Origin of the sequence: Anaerophaga thermohalophila str. Valhall (assembly GCF_000250735.1) — a bacterium.
GTDB classification, from domain to species: Bacteria; Bacteroidota; Bacteroidia; order Bacteroidales; family Marinilabiliaceae; genus Anaerophaga; species Anaerophaga thermohalophila_A.
Genome location: NZ_AHZV01000334.1, coordinates 56,110 through 73,023, shown reverse-complemented (window position 1 = coordinate 73,023; position 16,914 = coordinate 56,110). Strand labels below are relative to the sequence as shown.

The following is a 16,914-nucleotide window of genomic DNA, read 5'->3' as shown; positions in this document are numbered from 1 at the left end:
CCATGGATTATCGATGTATCCAAGTGATGCAGGAAGGTTTTTTTGTTATAAGCAGATTATCAACTTCTCTCTTGAAGTATTCAGCAGAAAAGGTGACAGAATAATCCATTAAGGATAGATCAAAACCAATGTTTTGCATCGTGGTAATTTCCCATTCCAATTCTTCGTTTGGAAGGCTTCCATAGTATGCGCCCGGGTTACCTTCTGCATTGTTATTAAAAACCGCCCAGGTATTCTGAGAAATAGTGGATTGCCAGGCATATGAGCCAACGTTATTATTTCCAACCTTTCCGTAACTGGCCCGGAGTTTAAGGTTCGATATAAAATCGACATTCTGCATAAAGCTTTCTTCGCTTAATACCCATCCTATTGAAGCCCCGGGGAAGTTACCCCACTTATTTCCCGGTGCAAATTTTGACGAACCATCTCTACGGAAAGAAGCGCTTAACAAATACTTATCAGCATATGAATAGTTTATTCTTCCTGTGTAGGAAATAAGAGTTGTTTCATCAAGATTTCCTGCAACTGATTGGTTTTGTGAGCCATCCAGTTGGTTTAGCAGATTGGTTGTGTGATCTCCTCTGCCGATGAGTCGGCTGCCTTCTGTGATTTGTTCCTCAGCTACTGCAACTGCATTGATGTCATGTTTATTGAAGCTCTTGTCAAATGTCAGTTGATTTGTATAAATTCTGGAATAGAATTTAAAACGGTTATCTTCCAGTTCATGAAACTCCCTTTCATTGTAATCATCTTTATATTGGGGGTTGTCAATAATTGTCTGATCACCTGTGTACTCCATTCCGAAAACGGACTTAAACGTTAACCAGTCGGTAAGAGATATTTCGGCATAAGCATTACCGATAATATTAGCCCTTTTGTAAATATTTTTATCTTGTTCAGCTATTCTTAACGGATTTTCAGGGTCGGTATCGTCAACCGGTGCTGTGGTACGGTAACCATGTTCATAACCTTCTGTGCCTTTGGGAACACGAGCGGGTATATATGGTATCTGATTGACAATATGTTTTATCATAGTACGGCCTCCGGATTCCTTTTCGTTGTTTCTAATGCCGTAAGATCCTGTGATACTTTCCCCAATAGTCAGGAAATCATTAATCTTAAATTCGGTATTCAACGTTGCGCTATGACGCTTGTAATCGGTACCCACCATTATTCCTTCCTGATCTATGAAACCATAAGAGGTGAAAAAACGGAATTTTTCAGTTCCGCCAGCAAGATCAACGTTGATCTTTGATATAGGCGCGCTACGAAACAATTCATCCTGCCAGTCGGTATCGGTTTCGGCAAATGTTTGTGTTGCTCCCGGATAAATCGGGTCGTCCATATTCGAAAATCTTTCGGGTAACTCAGATCCCGCGTTTGTCAAATATTCTGTGGCAAAATCCATATATTGCTCCCTGTTCATCAAATCCAGGGTTTTCCACATTTGCTGCGTTCCTCTGGATGCATCTACATTGATGGAAATATCTTCATCACGATTTTCCTTTTTTTGTTGTAATGAGAAGTACGCCATTGGCAGCACGGGAACCATAAATGGCAGCTGATGATGCATCTTTGAGTATGGAAACTGATTGTATGGAATTGGGGTCAAGACCTTCAATGCTTCCTACAGGCATTCCGTCTACCACATATAAAGGATCGGATGATAAATTGACGGAGCCTACTCCCCTGATTCGTACAACAGGTTCCTGACCGGGGCCTCCACTATTTACGATGGATACACCTGCTGCTTCACCTTGCAATGCTGATGAAAGGCTGCTGACTGGTTTGTTTTCCATTCGCTCGGCACGTACATCAGTTACTGCGCCCGTTAAATTTTCTCTCCTTTGTGTTCCGTAACCAACAACTACAACTTCTTGCAAACTAACATCGGTTGGTTCTAAAACAACATTGATTTCACTTCTTCCATCAATCTGTATAGTCTGAGATGCAAAACCAATAAAATTAAATTCAAGCGCGCCATCAGAAGGGGCTTCAAGCGAATAGTTACCATCTACATCGGTAATTGTACCGGTGGATGTACCTTCAACAACAATATTCACTCCCGGAAGCGGTTGTCCTGTATTATCGCTAACGGTACCTGAAATTTGAATATTTTGACCCACTAAGCCAAAACTAAATAATAACAGAAATACTGTTGATAACAATATTTCTTTTCCATTTTTTAAACAAATCATTTTTTTCATAAAGTTTAGGTTTAAAATGAAAAATTTAATTATACATGTATTTGGTTGTTAAATTGATAAATCCGGCAACTGATAATTGTGATCTTATACTCCGACTTAAATCATTAAAAAGCATAAACAAAATCAAAAATTCATTAATCAAAAGTAGACTTTGCCTTTAATTTTTGTTTTGGATAATGGATAAAATCATTTAGAAATGAGACATTTGATTTTTTTCTTGAAGAAGATGTCGAAAAAATTATTTCTGATACATCTCGATTGACCTGAAAGCTAATAATGATAGGAATTAGAAATTTTTCCGGCAGATTTATTTTTCACGAGCGGTGATGATGCGTGTCTGAAAACTAAAGTAAAATGTCTGAAATCGAAAATGGAATATAAAAAAAAGGGGACTCTTGATGAGCTGACGAAGCAAGCATGGCAAGTTTTCCTGCAACAAAAGTATGAATAAAGCCTTGCATGCAAGTTCTATAAAACCTTAATAAGCAAATTTTATCCGGAAGAATAGAATGTTTGTCCGGAGAATGGCTGGGACCACCAGAAGGAGAAGATTAGAGTTACCCGGGATAGTGAACCATTCGATTTTTAGATGCAAGATGTTGTCTGATATTGAGATTCTGAATTCCAATAGACAATACATTTTATTGCAAATGACTGACCTGATCTCTATTACAATAAGAAGTGATCAATTATTACAAAAAATATCTGTTTTTAAACATCCATTATCTGAGATTAAAAGAGCTCTTAGCAACAATTAAATATATTTGACAATGTAAAACATGTTTTGATTTGCAAATATTTAGATTGAAAGATTTATGACAACAGTCCGTTAAACTTTTACAATGCGTTGCAAACCAATTGCTTGTGATTAAAAGGTTATATTTATTAAAATGCAGTATATCAAGATTATATGAAACGAGCATGGCAAGGGTTCCCACAACAAAAATATGTATAAATGCTTGCATGCGAGTTCCATCAGACCAATAACTTAGACATAATTTATACTGATGAATCATCTTATATCCTATATCTAAAAATCTAATGATCTATTGTTATGAGATTTCCATTATTTATTTTCATTTTTATCTGTTGGTGGCAGACTGGATTTTCTCAGGTAATTCCCGGTGATGACTTAAACTCTTTTTTAGATCGATACAATTATGAAAAGAAACGTGAATTGCAAGAAATTTACGCAACGTACCAAAGCATTGAAGGTACTCCCTTTCTGGATGAAGAGTTTGTTAAAGGAACGGCCATAATAAATGACAGTGTGCAAATTGAAGATGTTCCGTTGCGATATGATATATATCGAGACAGGATTCAATTTATGCATAAAGAGGAAGTCATTCTGGAAATTGATCCTACACAGAATATTAATTTTGATTTCGGGGATCATCTTTTTGTCATTCAGGAATATCTTGATGATAAAGAGAAAAAACGAGGCGTTTTGGAATTGCTAGTTGATGGTTCGGTTCGATTATATAAAAAGTATGAAGTTGTTTTTAAACCTGCAACAAAACCAATTGGGTTCAAGGATGCTGAGCCGGATCGATTTGAAAGGAAAGATGATAAATACTTAATTGCTATAGAAGATGGTTTACCTGAGATTGTTCAAAGAAAAAATGATGTTTATCAAATATTAAAAGCCTGCAAACCGGATATTGAAGAATATGCTAAGAATAACAAACTAAAACCGAAACCAGGCAAAGGGCTTACTCAACTCGTAGAGTATTGTAATGAATAGTTAAGCCCGGTCTAAAAAGCATCTTTGTTGCAATACTCTTTGTTGTTTTAAATTTTGTATCCTTATTAACAACATGTTAACTCCGGTACAAAAATTCAAAAAGCTTTGATTTTGACAAAAATATGTTTTTTTTTACCGCACTCAATCGTTGATTGCATCAAACCGGATTGTTTAATGATTTGTTGTGAATAATTCTGAAGGTCATTTTGACTCGTTATGAGTTGAAATGATTTTTTTTTGGAGGAGTTGGAACATTATTAAAATAGGGCTTGCTGAATAAAACTTAAATGATTAATAATAAATTATTTACACCGAATAAATTCATTTAGGGTGCAAGGTTTTTTCATGCAAATCTTTAAAAATGTTTGCACCTGTAAATGTTAATTGTCAACCTGTCACTATTCAAAAGAATGTTAAAATAATGAAAGACTTTAACTATTTGTATCCTTCTTGAGAAAAATGGCTGACACCATTTTGTTTTTCTTAACCACGAATTTCACGAATTAAAAAGCTGTAAAACAGCTTTTTTTAACGGCGAAGCAGTTAAGACGCACCTTTGGTGCGGCCAAATTCGTGTCGCTCGGCTCTGCCACTTGCTTGCAAGAATTTGTGAAATTCGTGGTTAAGATAAATAATTGCGAAGCAATTAATTGTTAAAATACCACCCGTTCAGTTCTTTCAAATATTAAAAACCCAGGTATGCATTTTTTTGATGAACCAACTATTATGTTGGCAAACTCTTTGTTGTTTTAAATTTTTCGCATCCTCATTAACAACATGTTAACTCTGGTAAAAATTAAAACGCCTTGATTTTGACAAAAATATGTCATTTTATACCACACTCAATATTGAATTTTGGATGTTTTCTTTTTTAAATTGAGAATGCAAACAGAATTTAATATTTTTGAACACATTTAATGAAACGAGTATTTGGGATAAAACAATCATGTTAAGGGTAGCGATTACTTGGTGCTTCTTTAAGGGAACAAGGATATGTATCCGTCCTTGTTATGTGCGTTTTCATTTTCCCTCGATTTCGATCATGGATGATTGGCCTCTCGTTGCCGGCCAGTTGGTTAATGTTGAAACAAACGTGGCAAAGCTTGTTTTAACAGATTGTTAGATTTAAGATGAAAGGTTTGGCAAGACAAACCACAATAAATAACCTGTAAATCCTTACATGCGAGTCCCATTAGACCTTAAAAATTAAATTTTATACGAATGAAACGAGCATGACAAGGTTTGTCACAAGAGAAGATGTATAAACCCAATCATGCGAGTTCCATCAGACCAATAACTTAGACTAATTTTATACTGATGAAAGCCATAAACAGGAAAATTAAAATATTTACTTGTGTTGCAATTTTGGTGTGCACATTTTCAAATATTTCTATTGCAAGTCCCGAGAATAGAATATTTTATAATATTAATAATCTATACGGTACCTCGCTTCGCGGAGCCAATTCTGTAACTAAAGATGACAAAGGCTTTATTTGGATTTCCTCGAAGACCGGGATTTTGAGGTTAACGAAGGATGATCACCGTAAATATCTTTTGCCGTATGTTACTACTGATGTTCTTACTGTTAATTTGATATATGAGAATTCCCAGTTGATTGCTTATACTAATAATGGTCAGTTTTTTCAATATGACCCCTTATATGATGAATTTAATCTTGTTTGTGATATAAGACAGATAATGAATAGCACACATGTTGTGGTTCAAAACGTCCTGGTTGATGGGAACGGGACTTATTTCATCGCATCTTCTTTAGGATTATATAAATATACGAATGAGGGGAAACTAATATTACTGACTAAAAGAGAAATAAATGAGCAGCATATAGAATGGAATGAAAGTAATCGAGATATGATATTTTTAGGAAGAGGTGATGGAATTTGGGAAATGGACAGCAGAAACGGTAAGACGAGAAGATTATGTAAGAATGATGATCTTAACTCTTTTAACGTGTCTGAATTGTTCTATGATAAAGACATGAAGAATCTTTGGATTGGTACAAGTTCTGGCGATTTGTTTTTTTACAATGCAATAGATAGTATCATGAGAAGGGCTGATATTGAAAGACTTCCCGACCATCCCATTCTTGCCATTGAGGCTAATACCGATAGTACTGTTATGCTGGGATTTGATGGTCAGGGTCTGTGGGAACTGAACAGGGAAGGTACACGAGTACTCAATGTATATCGTGAAGATGTTGACAATCCTTCTTCTCTTTCCGGAAACGGTGTTTATGATATCTACAGCGACAGGAATCAACGTGTGTGGGTCTGTACATATAGTGGCGGGGTTTCCTTTTTTGAACAATCTAACTCAATGGTGACCCAAATAAAGCATCAGATCAATTATTCTAATTCTTTGGTTAATAATACGGTAAATGATGTATTTGAGGATCGGAACGGTAATCTGTGGTTTGCAACAAATAACGGTATCAGTAAATGGAATGTAAGCTCTGATAAATGGACGTCTTTTTATGAAAACGAAACCGATCAGGCAAGGGTTTTTCTTTCCGTTTATGAAGATACCAGGGGGAATATATGGGCTGGAACCTGGTCGTCGGGAATTTTTGTTTTTGATGGCGATACCGGCCGGGAAATAAAACGGTTAAGCCAGGCGGATCGGTTTGGCGATTTTATTTTCGATGTTACAGAAGATGCTAAGGGAGATATATGGATTGTTGGTGTTGTTGAGAATGTAATTCGTTACGATACCGAAGTAGATGAATTTCAGGAGTATGGTACTCAGCCTGTTTATGTAATCAGAGAGTACAATTCAGAAGAAATGCTGTTAGGCTGTTCTTACGGTCTTGTTCTGTTAAATAAACAAAATAGAACAGTCAAAACCTTGTTGGATGGTTATATTATTCATGATATCTTGATTCGTGAAAATGAAATTTGGTGTGCAACCAGTGGGGGTGGTCTTATTCGTTACAATGTGCGAAAAGGAATCATTAAGAAATACACTATAGATTCCGGATTGCCTTCCAATTTTGTTAACAGTGTTATTTATTCCGATGGTTATTTATGGTTAGGAACTGAGAGTGGTTTATGTCGATTTAATCCTGACGAGGAGGATGTTTTAACCTATTCTTCCATTATTCCGTTAGCAAATGCTTCGTTTAATCAGGATGCGTCATGTCGGTTGAGTGATGGCAAATTGATATGGGGTACCAATGATGGAGCTATCATGTTCGATCCAAACTTTCTTCGGTCACATAAAACTGAAGGAACTATATTTTTCCAGGACATTGTAGTATCCGGTAAGACAATAAGAGACAGTACTGTTTTTGATTTGAAAACACCGGTGGACAGTTTAAATGAAATTACCCTGGCCTATCATCAAAACACAGTAACTTTTGAGTTGTTACCAATTGGGGTTTCGGCCTCCGAATCAAAATTTTCGTGGAAGATAGAAGGCATTGATGAGGCCTGGAGTGCTCCTACTTCAAACCGGTTGCTCACGTTTGCCAATTTACCAAGTGGTGAGTTTGAGCTAAAGATACGACTACATAATAATTCTTTGTCCCAGATAATGGATGAACGGAGCATTGGAATAAAAATCAAACCGCCTTTTTGGAAAGCCTGGTGGTTTTATTTGTTTGGTACATTGTTTGTTACAGCCATTTTTTATTTCTTTTTCAGATATCACATTAATTTGATTCAACAATTGCATTCTGAGGAAAAAATCCGATTCTTTGCCAATACAGCACATGAAATCCGTACTTCTCTGACGTTGATTAGTGGACCGGTTGAAGGAATCCGTAAAGAAGCCAAATTATCTGAAAAGGGAAAATACTATTTAAACCTGGCTGTTGAACAAATCAATAATCTTTCAAAAGTCGCCACACAGCTTCTGGATTTTCAAAAGTTTGACAAGGGAAAGGAACAATTGAACCTCAAAACTGTAAATGTAGTTGACTTGATAGGGCAAAGAAAAATGATGTTTGAAACGTATGCGCAGAAAAAGAACATTCAACTTTTGTTTTACCCGGAGCCCCAAAGTTGCATCGCCGCTATAGATTCGGGGATGATAGAGAAAGTTGTGGATAACTTAATATCAAATGCCATAAAATACTCTCACGAAGGGGGAACGGTAATTATCAATTTCAGTTGCAACAAGAAGACCTGGATAATGACGGTAAAAGATCAGGGCATAGGAATAAGTCAGAAAGGGCAAAAGCAGCTTTTTAAAGAATTCTATCGTAGTGAAAATGCAGTTAATTCTGAAGTTATTGGTTCGGGAATCGGGTTGTTAATGGTTAAGAATTATGTGGAAAAGCATGGTGGGAGCATTACATGTTTAAGCCGTGAAAACGAAGGATCAACCTTTAAAATTGAGATCCCTTTGCGAAGAAAACTGTCGGGGTATCCTGTCAGTGAAAAAGGTTTTGTGGAATCTGAATCCCATATCGCAGCTGATAATGCATCGGATACCATTGTGGTTAAAGAGAATACCGGCAAACAAAAGAGTTTAAGCATTCTCATTGTGGAAGACAATGAAAAGTTGAAAAACTTCCTGGAAGTTTCTTTAAGTGATGAGTTTAATGTGACTTCTGCATCCAACGGGAGAGAGGCATGGGAGTTGATAACAAAAAAATTTCCTGATATAGTTGTTTCGGATATTATGATGCCCGAAATGGATGGATTCGAATTGTGCAGGAAAATTAAATCTACGTATGATACTTCCCATATTCCTTTGATCCTGCTTACGGCATTAACTGAAAAGGCTGAGCAATTGCACGGATTGGGTCTAGGTGCTGACGCGTATTTAACCAAACCTTTCGACATTAGCCTTTTGATTGGAAGGATTAAGTCGATTGTTTTGAATCGCAAAACCATACGGGAGAAAGCTTTGAAATTAATTGATCGTGAAAGCAACGGTCCAATAATAGAGAATGAACTCAATGATAAGTTTGTCAAAAAAGCTTTGGAAGTAGTGAAATCAAATATCTCAAATCCACAATTTGGCAAAGATGAATTTGCTTTTGAGATGAATGTCAGCTCTTCTTTACTTTATAAAAAGGTGAAATCACTGACAGATCAATCTCCTTCCGATTTTATTAAGTCCGTCCGGCTTAATTATGCACTTGAGTTACTCCAATCTGGAGAGCATACTGTTACTGAAATTAGCGAGAAAGCTGGTTTCTCGAGTCTTGGATATTTTAGCACAGTGTTTAAAAAATTTTACGGAAAATTACCTACAGACATTTTGAATGCTAAATAGTGTCTGTCCATAAAGTACCATCTCCTGTGTTACGCTTACCGCCCAAAGACTCATCTCGAGGTAATTTTTGTAAAAGACTGTCTAAAAACTTACCCGACTCCTTAAGGAGAGTTTCACGGAGTTCTCAAAGAGTAAACAATTAGCTTTTTCAGAAGCCTTCACATATTGTAAAAATTTTTGCCAGTTTTATAAACGATAATTAAAAGGGCAATACATCCGTCCACTCATAAAAGTCACTTTTTCCAATCTTCATTTTCAGAAATTAACAAATCTTACCAATGATAATAGGGTTGATTTAATTTTACTTCCAACTTCTATATTTCTATTTAAGTGATTGATATAGTTTTTGATACCAAAGTATTCTTATTTCTTGTGTATCTGAAATTAGAAATTGCATATCTGAAATTAAAAAGGGTGTATCCGACACTTACATTTTTGTTTTTTTACTTTCATCACTGATTAAAAGTCAGTATTTCAGTTTATTGGTAAAAATATCTGAAATTTAAAATTGTATATCTAAAATTAAAATACCTTAAAAAAAGTCCCATTTACTTTTGTTGTGAAATGTATTGAAATGTTAAGGCCGATAAAATTTTGCAGATTCCTGTTTGCAAATTGGCAATACTATTTAATAAGGGACGCAAATGATACAACAAACATTAAATGTTTTAATGAAGGCTGCCATTATTGGCGGGTTGTTTATAGTTATTGGGGCATGCAACATTGCGGGTACTGACAGTGAGGGAACGAAAGTAATTATTTCTGATAAAGCAGCTGCTAATTTCGATTATTTCCACTATAAAGGCCAGGACGACTTTTATACGAACAATCCTCTTCCCGGCGAGGATTATTTTTATAACCCAATCCTTCCTGGCTGGTATTCCGATCCGAGTATTTGTACGGACGGAGAATATTATTTTTTGGTCACTTCTTCATTTTCGTACTTCCCGGGTGTTCCTCTTTTTTATAGTAAGGATATGGTTAACTGGAGACAAGCCGGACATATTTTGGATCGAAAGTCTCAACTTGAGTTAGATGGTCAGCGTGTAAGTGAGGGAATATTTGCACCTGCGATTAGTTACAATCCTCATAATGAGACTTACTATATGATTACTACCAATATCAGGAAAGGTAATTTTTTGTTAAAACGAAAAACCCTTTTGGTAAATGGTCAGACCCTGTTTGGTTGCCCGATGTAAGAGGAATCGATCCTTCTTTCTTTTTTGATGATGACGGGAAAGCTTACATCGTGAACAATGATGCTCCTGATGGAGATGTTTTATACGAAGGTCATCGTGCCATCAGAATACATGAATTTGATGTGGCGAAGGAAGAAACCATAGGCGAAAGTAAGATGTTGGTCAATGGCGGTGTCAATATTGAAGAAAAACCTGTTTGGATTGAAGGCCCGCATCTTTACAAAATAAACGGAGAATATTTTTTGATGTGTGCTGAAGGGGGTACTTCCGTAGATCACAGGGAGGTTATATTTAAAGGAGATTCTCCAATGGGTAAGTTTAAGCCATGGAAAGATAATCCCATTTTAACACAACGACATCTGGACCCCAATCGGAGGATGCCTGTCACCAGTGCCGGCCATGCCGATATTATTGAAGATAAGAACGGAAAGTGGTGGTCTGTCTTTTTGGCTTGCCGCCCTATCAATGGTGAATTTGAAAACCTTGGGCGTGAAACATTTATGATGCCGGTCAGATGGAGTGATGATGGCTTCCCTTACATGACGAAAGGAAATGAATTAATTCCAATGATTGTCAGGAAAAAGGGAGTGGAGAGAAAAGACAGCATCACTTTCGGAAATTTTGAAATTAAGGATGATTTTAACTCTCCTAATCTTGGACACGAATGGATGACATTAAGAAACCCGGCTGATGAACTTTATTCTCTTACCGAAAATCCGGGATTTTTATCCCTCGAATTTAGTGACATAAAAACTACAGAAAGAAAAACCCCTGCATTTGTTTGTCGCCGGATTCAGCACCACAAGTTTGAATGCTCCGCAAAACTTTTTTTTAATCCCGGCAATGACAATGATGCTGCCGGACTTTTGCTTTTCAAAGATGAGGCGCATCAATATTTCCTTTCAATCAGCAAAAAAGGTAAAAAAGAGAGAGTTGCACTCGAGAAAATATCAGGAGAAGACACAGAAGTACTGGCTGCTTCCTTAATTAATAGTGAAGATAACCCCATAACTTTTAAAATACATTCCAGGGGAAAGTTATGGGATTTCTATTTTTCATTGGGCGATAATGAACCGGAACTGTTCATTGGTGATGTGGATGCACACTATTTATCTACTGACAATTCGTGGGGATTTACCGGAACAACAATAGGGATGTATGCCACAAAGAATAATTAAGAATCAAGGTATTATGAAAATTTTAATGTTAAACCTAAAAAGAAAAGGCTATGAAAAATAATTGTAACTCTCGTCATTCCTTTTTTGACGACATCGGATTTGAAAAAAAGTTACTTAGCAACTGGATACATTTATTATCCTGATAACAAATTAGAATTGTAAATGAAAATAAACCAAAATTGCAATGAAAAAAATTGATAAGAATGTATATCAGGCAAATCGCTGGTCCTTAATAAGGTTGAGCTTCAACCCGAAGGGCGTTTTGTTACTGATAATGTTTTGTTTGAGTTTTGCTGTTTACTCGCAGGATATGAAATCGGTTAGCGGGATCGTCCTTGACGATAATAATGAACCGATACCTGGGGCAACAGTAGTAGTTAAGGGTAATACGTCGTATGGAAGTGTTACGGATATGGAAGGGCGTTTTTCGCTGGAAATCCCTGATGATGAAAATGTTATTGTGGTGTCTTTTGTTGGGATGAATACCCAGGAAATAGATGTAAGTACTCAGACCAACGTTACAGTAACTTTAAGTAGTTCGTCAATTGCTTTGGACGACGTGATAGTTGTCGGTTATGGTCAACAAAAGAAAGCAAGTGTTGTAGGCTCCATTACTCAAACCACAGGCGAAGTATTGGAGCGTTCAGCCGGAGTTCCCAATGTTGGAGCTGCTTTGACAGGAAATCTTCCTGGAGTTATTACTATGTCCAGCTCCGGAATGCCAGGAGAAGAAAACCCGCAAATTTTGATTCGTTCCGCCAGTACCTGGAATAATAGTGAACCTCTTGTTTTGGTAGATGGCATCGAACGTCCTTTGAGTAGTGTGGATATAAGCTCTGTTGAAAGTATTTCAGTATTAAAAGATGCTTCGGCTACTGCCGTTTATGGTGTAAAAGGTGCCAATGGCGTTATTCTTGTAACTACCAAACGGGGTAAAAAAGGCTCAGCACGTATTGACGTAGGTGGAGATGTGACACTGAAAGCCCCATCGAAACTCCCTAATAAATACGATTCTTATGATGCTCTGATGGCCAGGAATGTTGCTGTTGAGCATGAATTGTCTTTAAACCCTGATTCATGGGATTACATGACTCCTCAGTCAGTTATCGAAAACTATCGAAATCAAACAACCGTAGCTCAGAGAGAGCGTTATCCTAATGTCGATTGGCAGGATGCTATATTTAAGGATTATGCCATGTCGTATAATGCCAATTTAAGTGTAAGTGGAGGTACTGATTTTGTAAAATATTACGCCGCTGCAGACTTTATTCATGAAGGCGATCTTTTTAATGTATGGGACAATGGTCGTAATTATGAATCGGGATATGGCTATAACCGATTGAATGTTAGAAGTAATCTAGATTTTGAGATTACCAGAAGTACTACTTTTAAGGTTAATATAGCTGGGTCAAACGGGGCGAAAAAATCTCCCTGGGGGCAGACGAATTCTTCCGACTGGGCAGTTGCTCAGCAATGGGCAGGTGCATATAATATCGCTCCCGATGTGTTTCTTCCTAAGTATTCTGATGGATCGTGGGGGTATTATCCCGATATCTCGAATGTATCGAATTCGGCTATGAATTTGGCTGTTGCCGGAAGTATGACAACAACTACTACACGGATCAATACTGATTTCACTCTTGAGCAGAAGCTTGATTTTATTACAGAAGGCCTGAATTTTAAGGGATTAATAGCATGGGATAATACTTTTGTTGAAACAAATCGGGGCATTAATGACCTTTACAACGATCCGCAACAAAAGTGGATTGACCCTGAAACTGGAGATGTTTATTTTAAGCAGGACTATGAGGCTAATAACAAATTTGACTATATGCAGTCTGTATTGTGGAATATTGAAGCAGGTTCTGCCAGTTTAGATCAACGGAAACTATACTATCAATTACAGTTAGACTGGGCTCGTAGTTTTGGAAATCATAACCTGACAGGGATGGGCCTTTTTTCTCGTGAAGAGAATACTGCAGATTATTTTGGATTTATCCCGGTTAAGAGAGAAGACTGGGCTTTCCGGGCTACTTATGATTACAATACCAGGTATTTCTTGGAATATAATGGTGCATATAATGGATCCGATAAATTTGGCCCTGAATACCGTTTTGCTTTTTTTAGTTCAGGAGCTGTTGGTTGGATGATATCTGAAGAATCTTTTATGCAGTCAATCGGTTTTCTCGATATGTTAAAACTGAGGGCTTCTTACGGTGAGATTGGGGATGATTCATCCATAGGAAATGCACTGGGATTGTACAGAACAGTATGGGAATATGGTGGCCAAACATCAATGGATATGAACCAGGGTGAAAGTCCTTATACCTGGTATCGAGTTGCATCGATAGGTAATCCTGATGTTCGTTGGGAAACTGTGAAGAAGTTAAACTATGGTGCAGACTTTGCCTTTTTTGATGGTCTGTTTGCCGGAAGCATCGATATCTTCAAAGATAGGCGTGAGGATGTACTCATTTCAGGAGAAGACCGTTCAGTTCCATCCTACTTCGGAGCAGATCCTCCTGCTGCTAATCTTGGAGAAGTAGAGGTAAAAGGTTATGAAGCAGAGCTACGTATCAATAAAGTTCTTCCTAACCGGCTGCGTTTATGGGCGAACATGAGTATGACTCACGCAAAAAATGAGATCATTAAAATGGAAGAACCTCAGTTGTTGCCCGATTATCAGAAAGATGCCGGCTATAGTATTGGACAGAACAGGGCACATGTAGATGCAGGGTTTGTTAATAGCTATGATGAGCTATATGCAACAACACCTCATGATACAAATGACGGAGAGAAATTGGTTGGTGATTATAAGATTATTGATTTCAATGGCGATGGCGTAATTGACAGTAAAGACCAAATCCCTTATGGTTATTCGGGTACACCGCAAAACACCTATAATGCGACAGTTGGTTTTGAGTGGAAAGGGTTTAGCGGTTTTGTACAATTTTATGGTGTTAATAATGTGACGCGATATGTTCCGCTTAATAGTTTTGGAAGTCAATTAAATACTGTATATGACCTGGGCTCGTGGTGGTCGAAGGACAATCCGAATGCCGATGTTGTCGTTCCCCGTTGGATGTCTACTCCAAGCTACCATTCCGGCACTCAATTTTTGTTTGACGGGTCTTATATCCGTTTAAAGAATGCAGAAATTGCATACACTTTCGATAACAGTGGATGGATTAAGAGGATTGGCTTTAATTCGTTGAGAGTTTTCATCAATGGTAACAATCTTTGGGTATGGTCAGATATGCCTGACGACCGGGAGTCAAACTTTGCCGGGGCAGGTGGTCAGGGTGCTTATCCTATGATGAGACGATACAATCTTGGTGTCAAAATAACATTATAAAAATATGAAGACAATGAAAGAATTATATAAAGCATTTTTGTGGGGAGGCATATTGTTCATAATGCTTTTCGGAAATAGTTCCTGTGAAGATTATTTGGAAAAGGGAGAAGAGGCAATTGTGTCTGAGGAAGAGGCGTTTAAGAATTTCAAGAATTTTCAGGGATTCATTGAAGAGATATACAATTGTATTCCCGACAAACAAAAATCATATTGGACAACTTCCTGGAACTGGGGAGATGATGAGATTATGAATCCGGAGGCCGACTGGCACATGGTGCATCAGGTCGATATTGGTAATTTCTGGGCCTGGCAGGCAGGCAGAATGGCTCAAAATGGTAGCTGGTTGGACAAAGATAATGCCGATCCTTCTTCCACAAATAAGTTTGATCATGCCATATGGCCGCATGCATGGTATTCTATTCGCAAGGCTAATATTGGTTTGGCCAATCTGGATAAATTAACAGAGGCTACCCAGGAAGAAATTGCGCTGATCGAAGGTCAGTTGTATTTCTTCAGAGCATGGTGGCATTTTCAGTTAATGCAGTATTTTGGAGGTATGCCATATATTGATGAAGTTTTGCCGGCTGGAGAACAGCTCTCTGAACCGCGTTTGACTTATGAGGAGTGTGCCGACATGGCTGGCTCTGATTTTCGTAAAGCAGCAGATTTGTTACCTGTTAATTGGGACAACACAGGACCAGGTAGTCAGACACCAGGCAAAAATCAACTTCGTGTTAACAAGATAATGGCACTTGGTTATTTAGGTAAAAATTACTTGTGGGCAGGAAGTCCTCTAATGAAAAATGGGGCTGAAACCGGGGGTGGAAACACCTATAATTACGATGTAGATTATTGTACACAAGCTGCAGAAGCTTTTGGCGAATTATTGAGTCTGGTTGAAAGCGGCCAAACTCAATATGCTCTGGTCGAATTTGATTATGAGGATATATATAATCATGAGTCCGATGCAGATACAAAATACAGTGATATATTTTATACTACAGGACAAGGTTGGTTGATGCCAGGTTCGACTGAAGCTATTTTTCGCGGTCCTTCTCCTGATGCTAATGGTAGTAACTGGAACACCACAAAGACTTTTGGACCAAAAGTACAGGGACTTGTTGAGCATGATAATATAATTCATCAGCCAACAGCCAATTATGTGAATCTATATGGGATGGAAAATGGCTTGCCATTGGATGATCCCGAATCAGGGTTTGATCCCAATTATCCATTTCAAAATCGCGATCCAAGGTTCTATCATGATATTGTATTTGATGGTTTTCAGTACGTGAATAGCTCTATGCCAGAGGATATGGAGTACCTTAGATATGCCAGTCTTTATACGGACGGTCCCATGCGGCAAGTAAGCAATGCCAGTCGTACAGGATATTTTTATCAAAAATTGGTCCCTCATACTGCTAATAAGTATGATGGAGCCTACAACTGGTCTGGTAATCTTCATACTTACTTGCCCTATATGCGTTTAGCCGATATTTATTTAATGTATGCCGAGGCTTGTGCAGCAGCCGGCGGAGCAACATACAGTGCTTCTAACTTCTCAAAAACGGCTGAAGATGCCATTAATACTCTTCGCGACCGCGTAGGTGCTGGTCATGTGGCTGCAAAGTTTACTGGCGATCCACAATTGTTTATGGATGAAGTGCGCAGAGAAAGAGCAGTTGAATTGGCATTCGAAGGATTTCGTTTTAATGATTTACGGAGATGGTTGTTGTTAACAGAAGAGCCTTATAATATTAAAACATCTCAGGAGTTCGAGCGGGTTGAAGATGATTCTTTCTATGAGGACAATGATCCGCGCGATGCACAAGTTGCCAATTTCCGTGAAAAAGTGATATTGACCCGTCAGTTCGGGAAAAAACACTATTGGCTTCCTCTTAAGATTTCGGATACTTCTATGTATCCTGAGTTCAGCCAGAATCCCGGATGGTAATTCATTAAAGAAATATAGTGTAATTTATCAAAGAAA

7 protein-coding genes and 1 pseudogene are annotated in these 16,914 nt (G+C 37.7%); 6 read left to right on the top strand and 2 right to left on the bottom strand.

What is annotated here, in order from left to right; all coding sequences use genetic code 11:
• Window positions 1-7: 7 nt before the first annotated feature.
• Complete coding sequence (locus OQ5_RS22080; RefSeq protein WP_141638894.1) at window positions 8-1,573, bottom strand: TonB-dependent receptor; 1,566 nt, start codon at window positions 1,571-1,573, stop codon at window positions 8-10.
• Entirely contained in the window at window positions 1,494-2,207 is a 714-nt protein-coding gene (locus OQ5_RS22075) for a TonB-dependent receptor plug domain-containing protein (protein ID WP_016778700.1), read from the bottom strand. The genes OQ5_RS22080 and OQ5_RS22075 overlap by 80 nt, the downstream gene beginning before the upstream one ends.
• 1,054 nt (window positions 2,208-3,261) lie before the next feature.
• On the opposite strand from OQ5_RS22075, the gene OQ5_RS0117350 reads away from it, so the two are divergent.
• The 6 genes and pseudogenes from OQ5_RS0117350 (at window position 3,262) to OQ5_RS0117330 (ending at window position 16,878) form a co-directional block, all read left to right on the top strand.
• Window positions 3,262-3,951 carry a hypothetical protein gene (locus OQ5_RS0117350; protein ID WP_016778699.1) on the top strand — a complete coding sequence of 230 codons (690 nt, stop codon included), beginning with the start codon at window positions 3,262-3,264 and terminating at the stop codon, window positions 3,949-3,951.
• Window positions 3,952-5,268: 1,317 nt separating this feature from the next.
• Window positions 5,269-9,192: a hybrid sensor histidine kinase/response regulator transcription factor gene (locus tag OQ5_RS0117345; protein WP_016778698.1), complete on the top strand. Its 3,924-nt coding sequence runs from the start codon at window positions 5,269-5,271 to the stop codon at window positions 9,190-9,192.
• Between the two features lie 644 nt (window positions 9,193-9,836).
• Window positions 9,837-10,867 (top strand): annotated as a pseudogene (locus tag OQ5_RS25345) (glycoside hydrolase family 43 protein); the annotation flags it as partial.
• A gap of 24 nt (window positions 10,868-10,891) precedes the next feature.
• Complete coding sequence (locus OQ5_RS25340; protein ID WP_369688202.1) at window positions 10,892-11,569, top strand: hypothetical protein; 678 nt, start codon at window positions 10,892-10,894, stop codon at window positions 11,567-11,569.
• Window positions 11,570-11,753: 184 nt separating this feature from the next.
• The gene (locus OQ5_RS0117335; protein ID WP_016778697.1) at window positions 11,754-14,924 is read left to right on the top strand and encodes a SusC/RagA family TonB-linked outer membrane protein; all 3,171 of its coding nucleotides are present in this window, start codon (window positions 11,754-11,756) and stop codon (window positions 14,922-14,924) included.
• Between the two features lie 13 nt (window positions 14,925-14,937).
• Window positions 14,938-16,878 carry a RagB/SusD family nutrient uptake outer membrane protein gene (locus tag OQ5_RS0117330; protein WP_016778696.1) on the top strand — a complete coding sequence of 647 codons (1,941 nt, stop codon included), beginning with the start codon at window positions 14,938-14,940 and terminating at the stop codon, window positions 16,876-16,878.
• The last annotated feature ends 36 nt before the right edge of the window (window positions 16,879-16,914 follow it).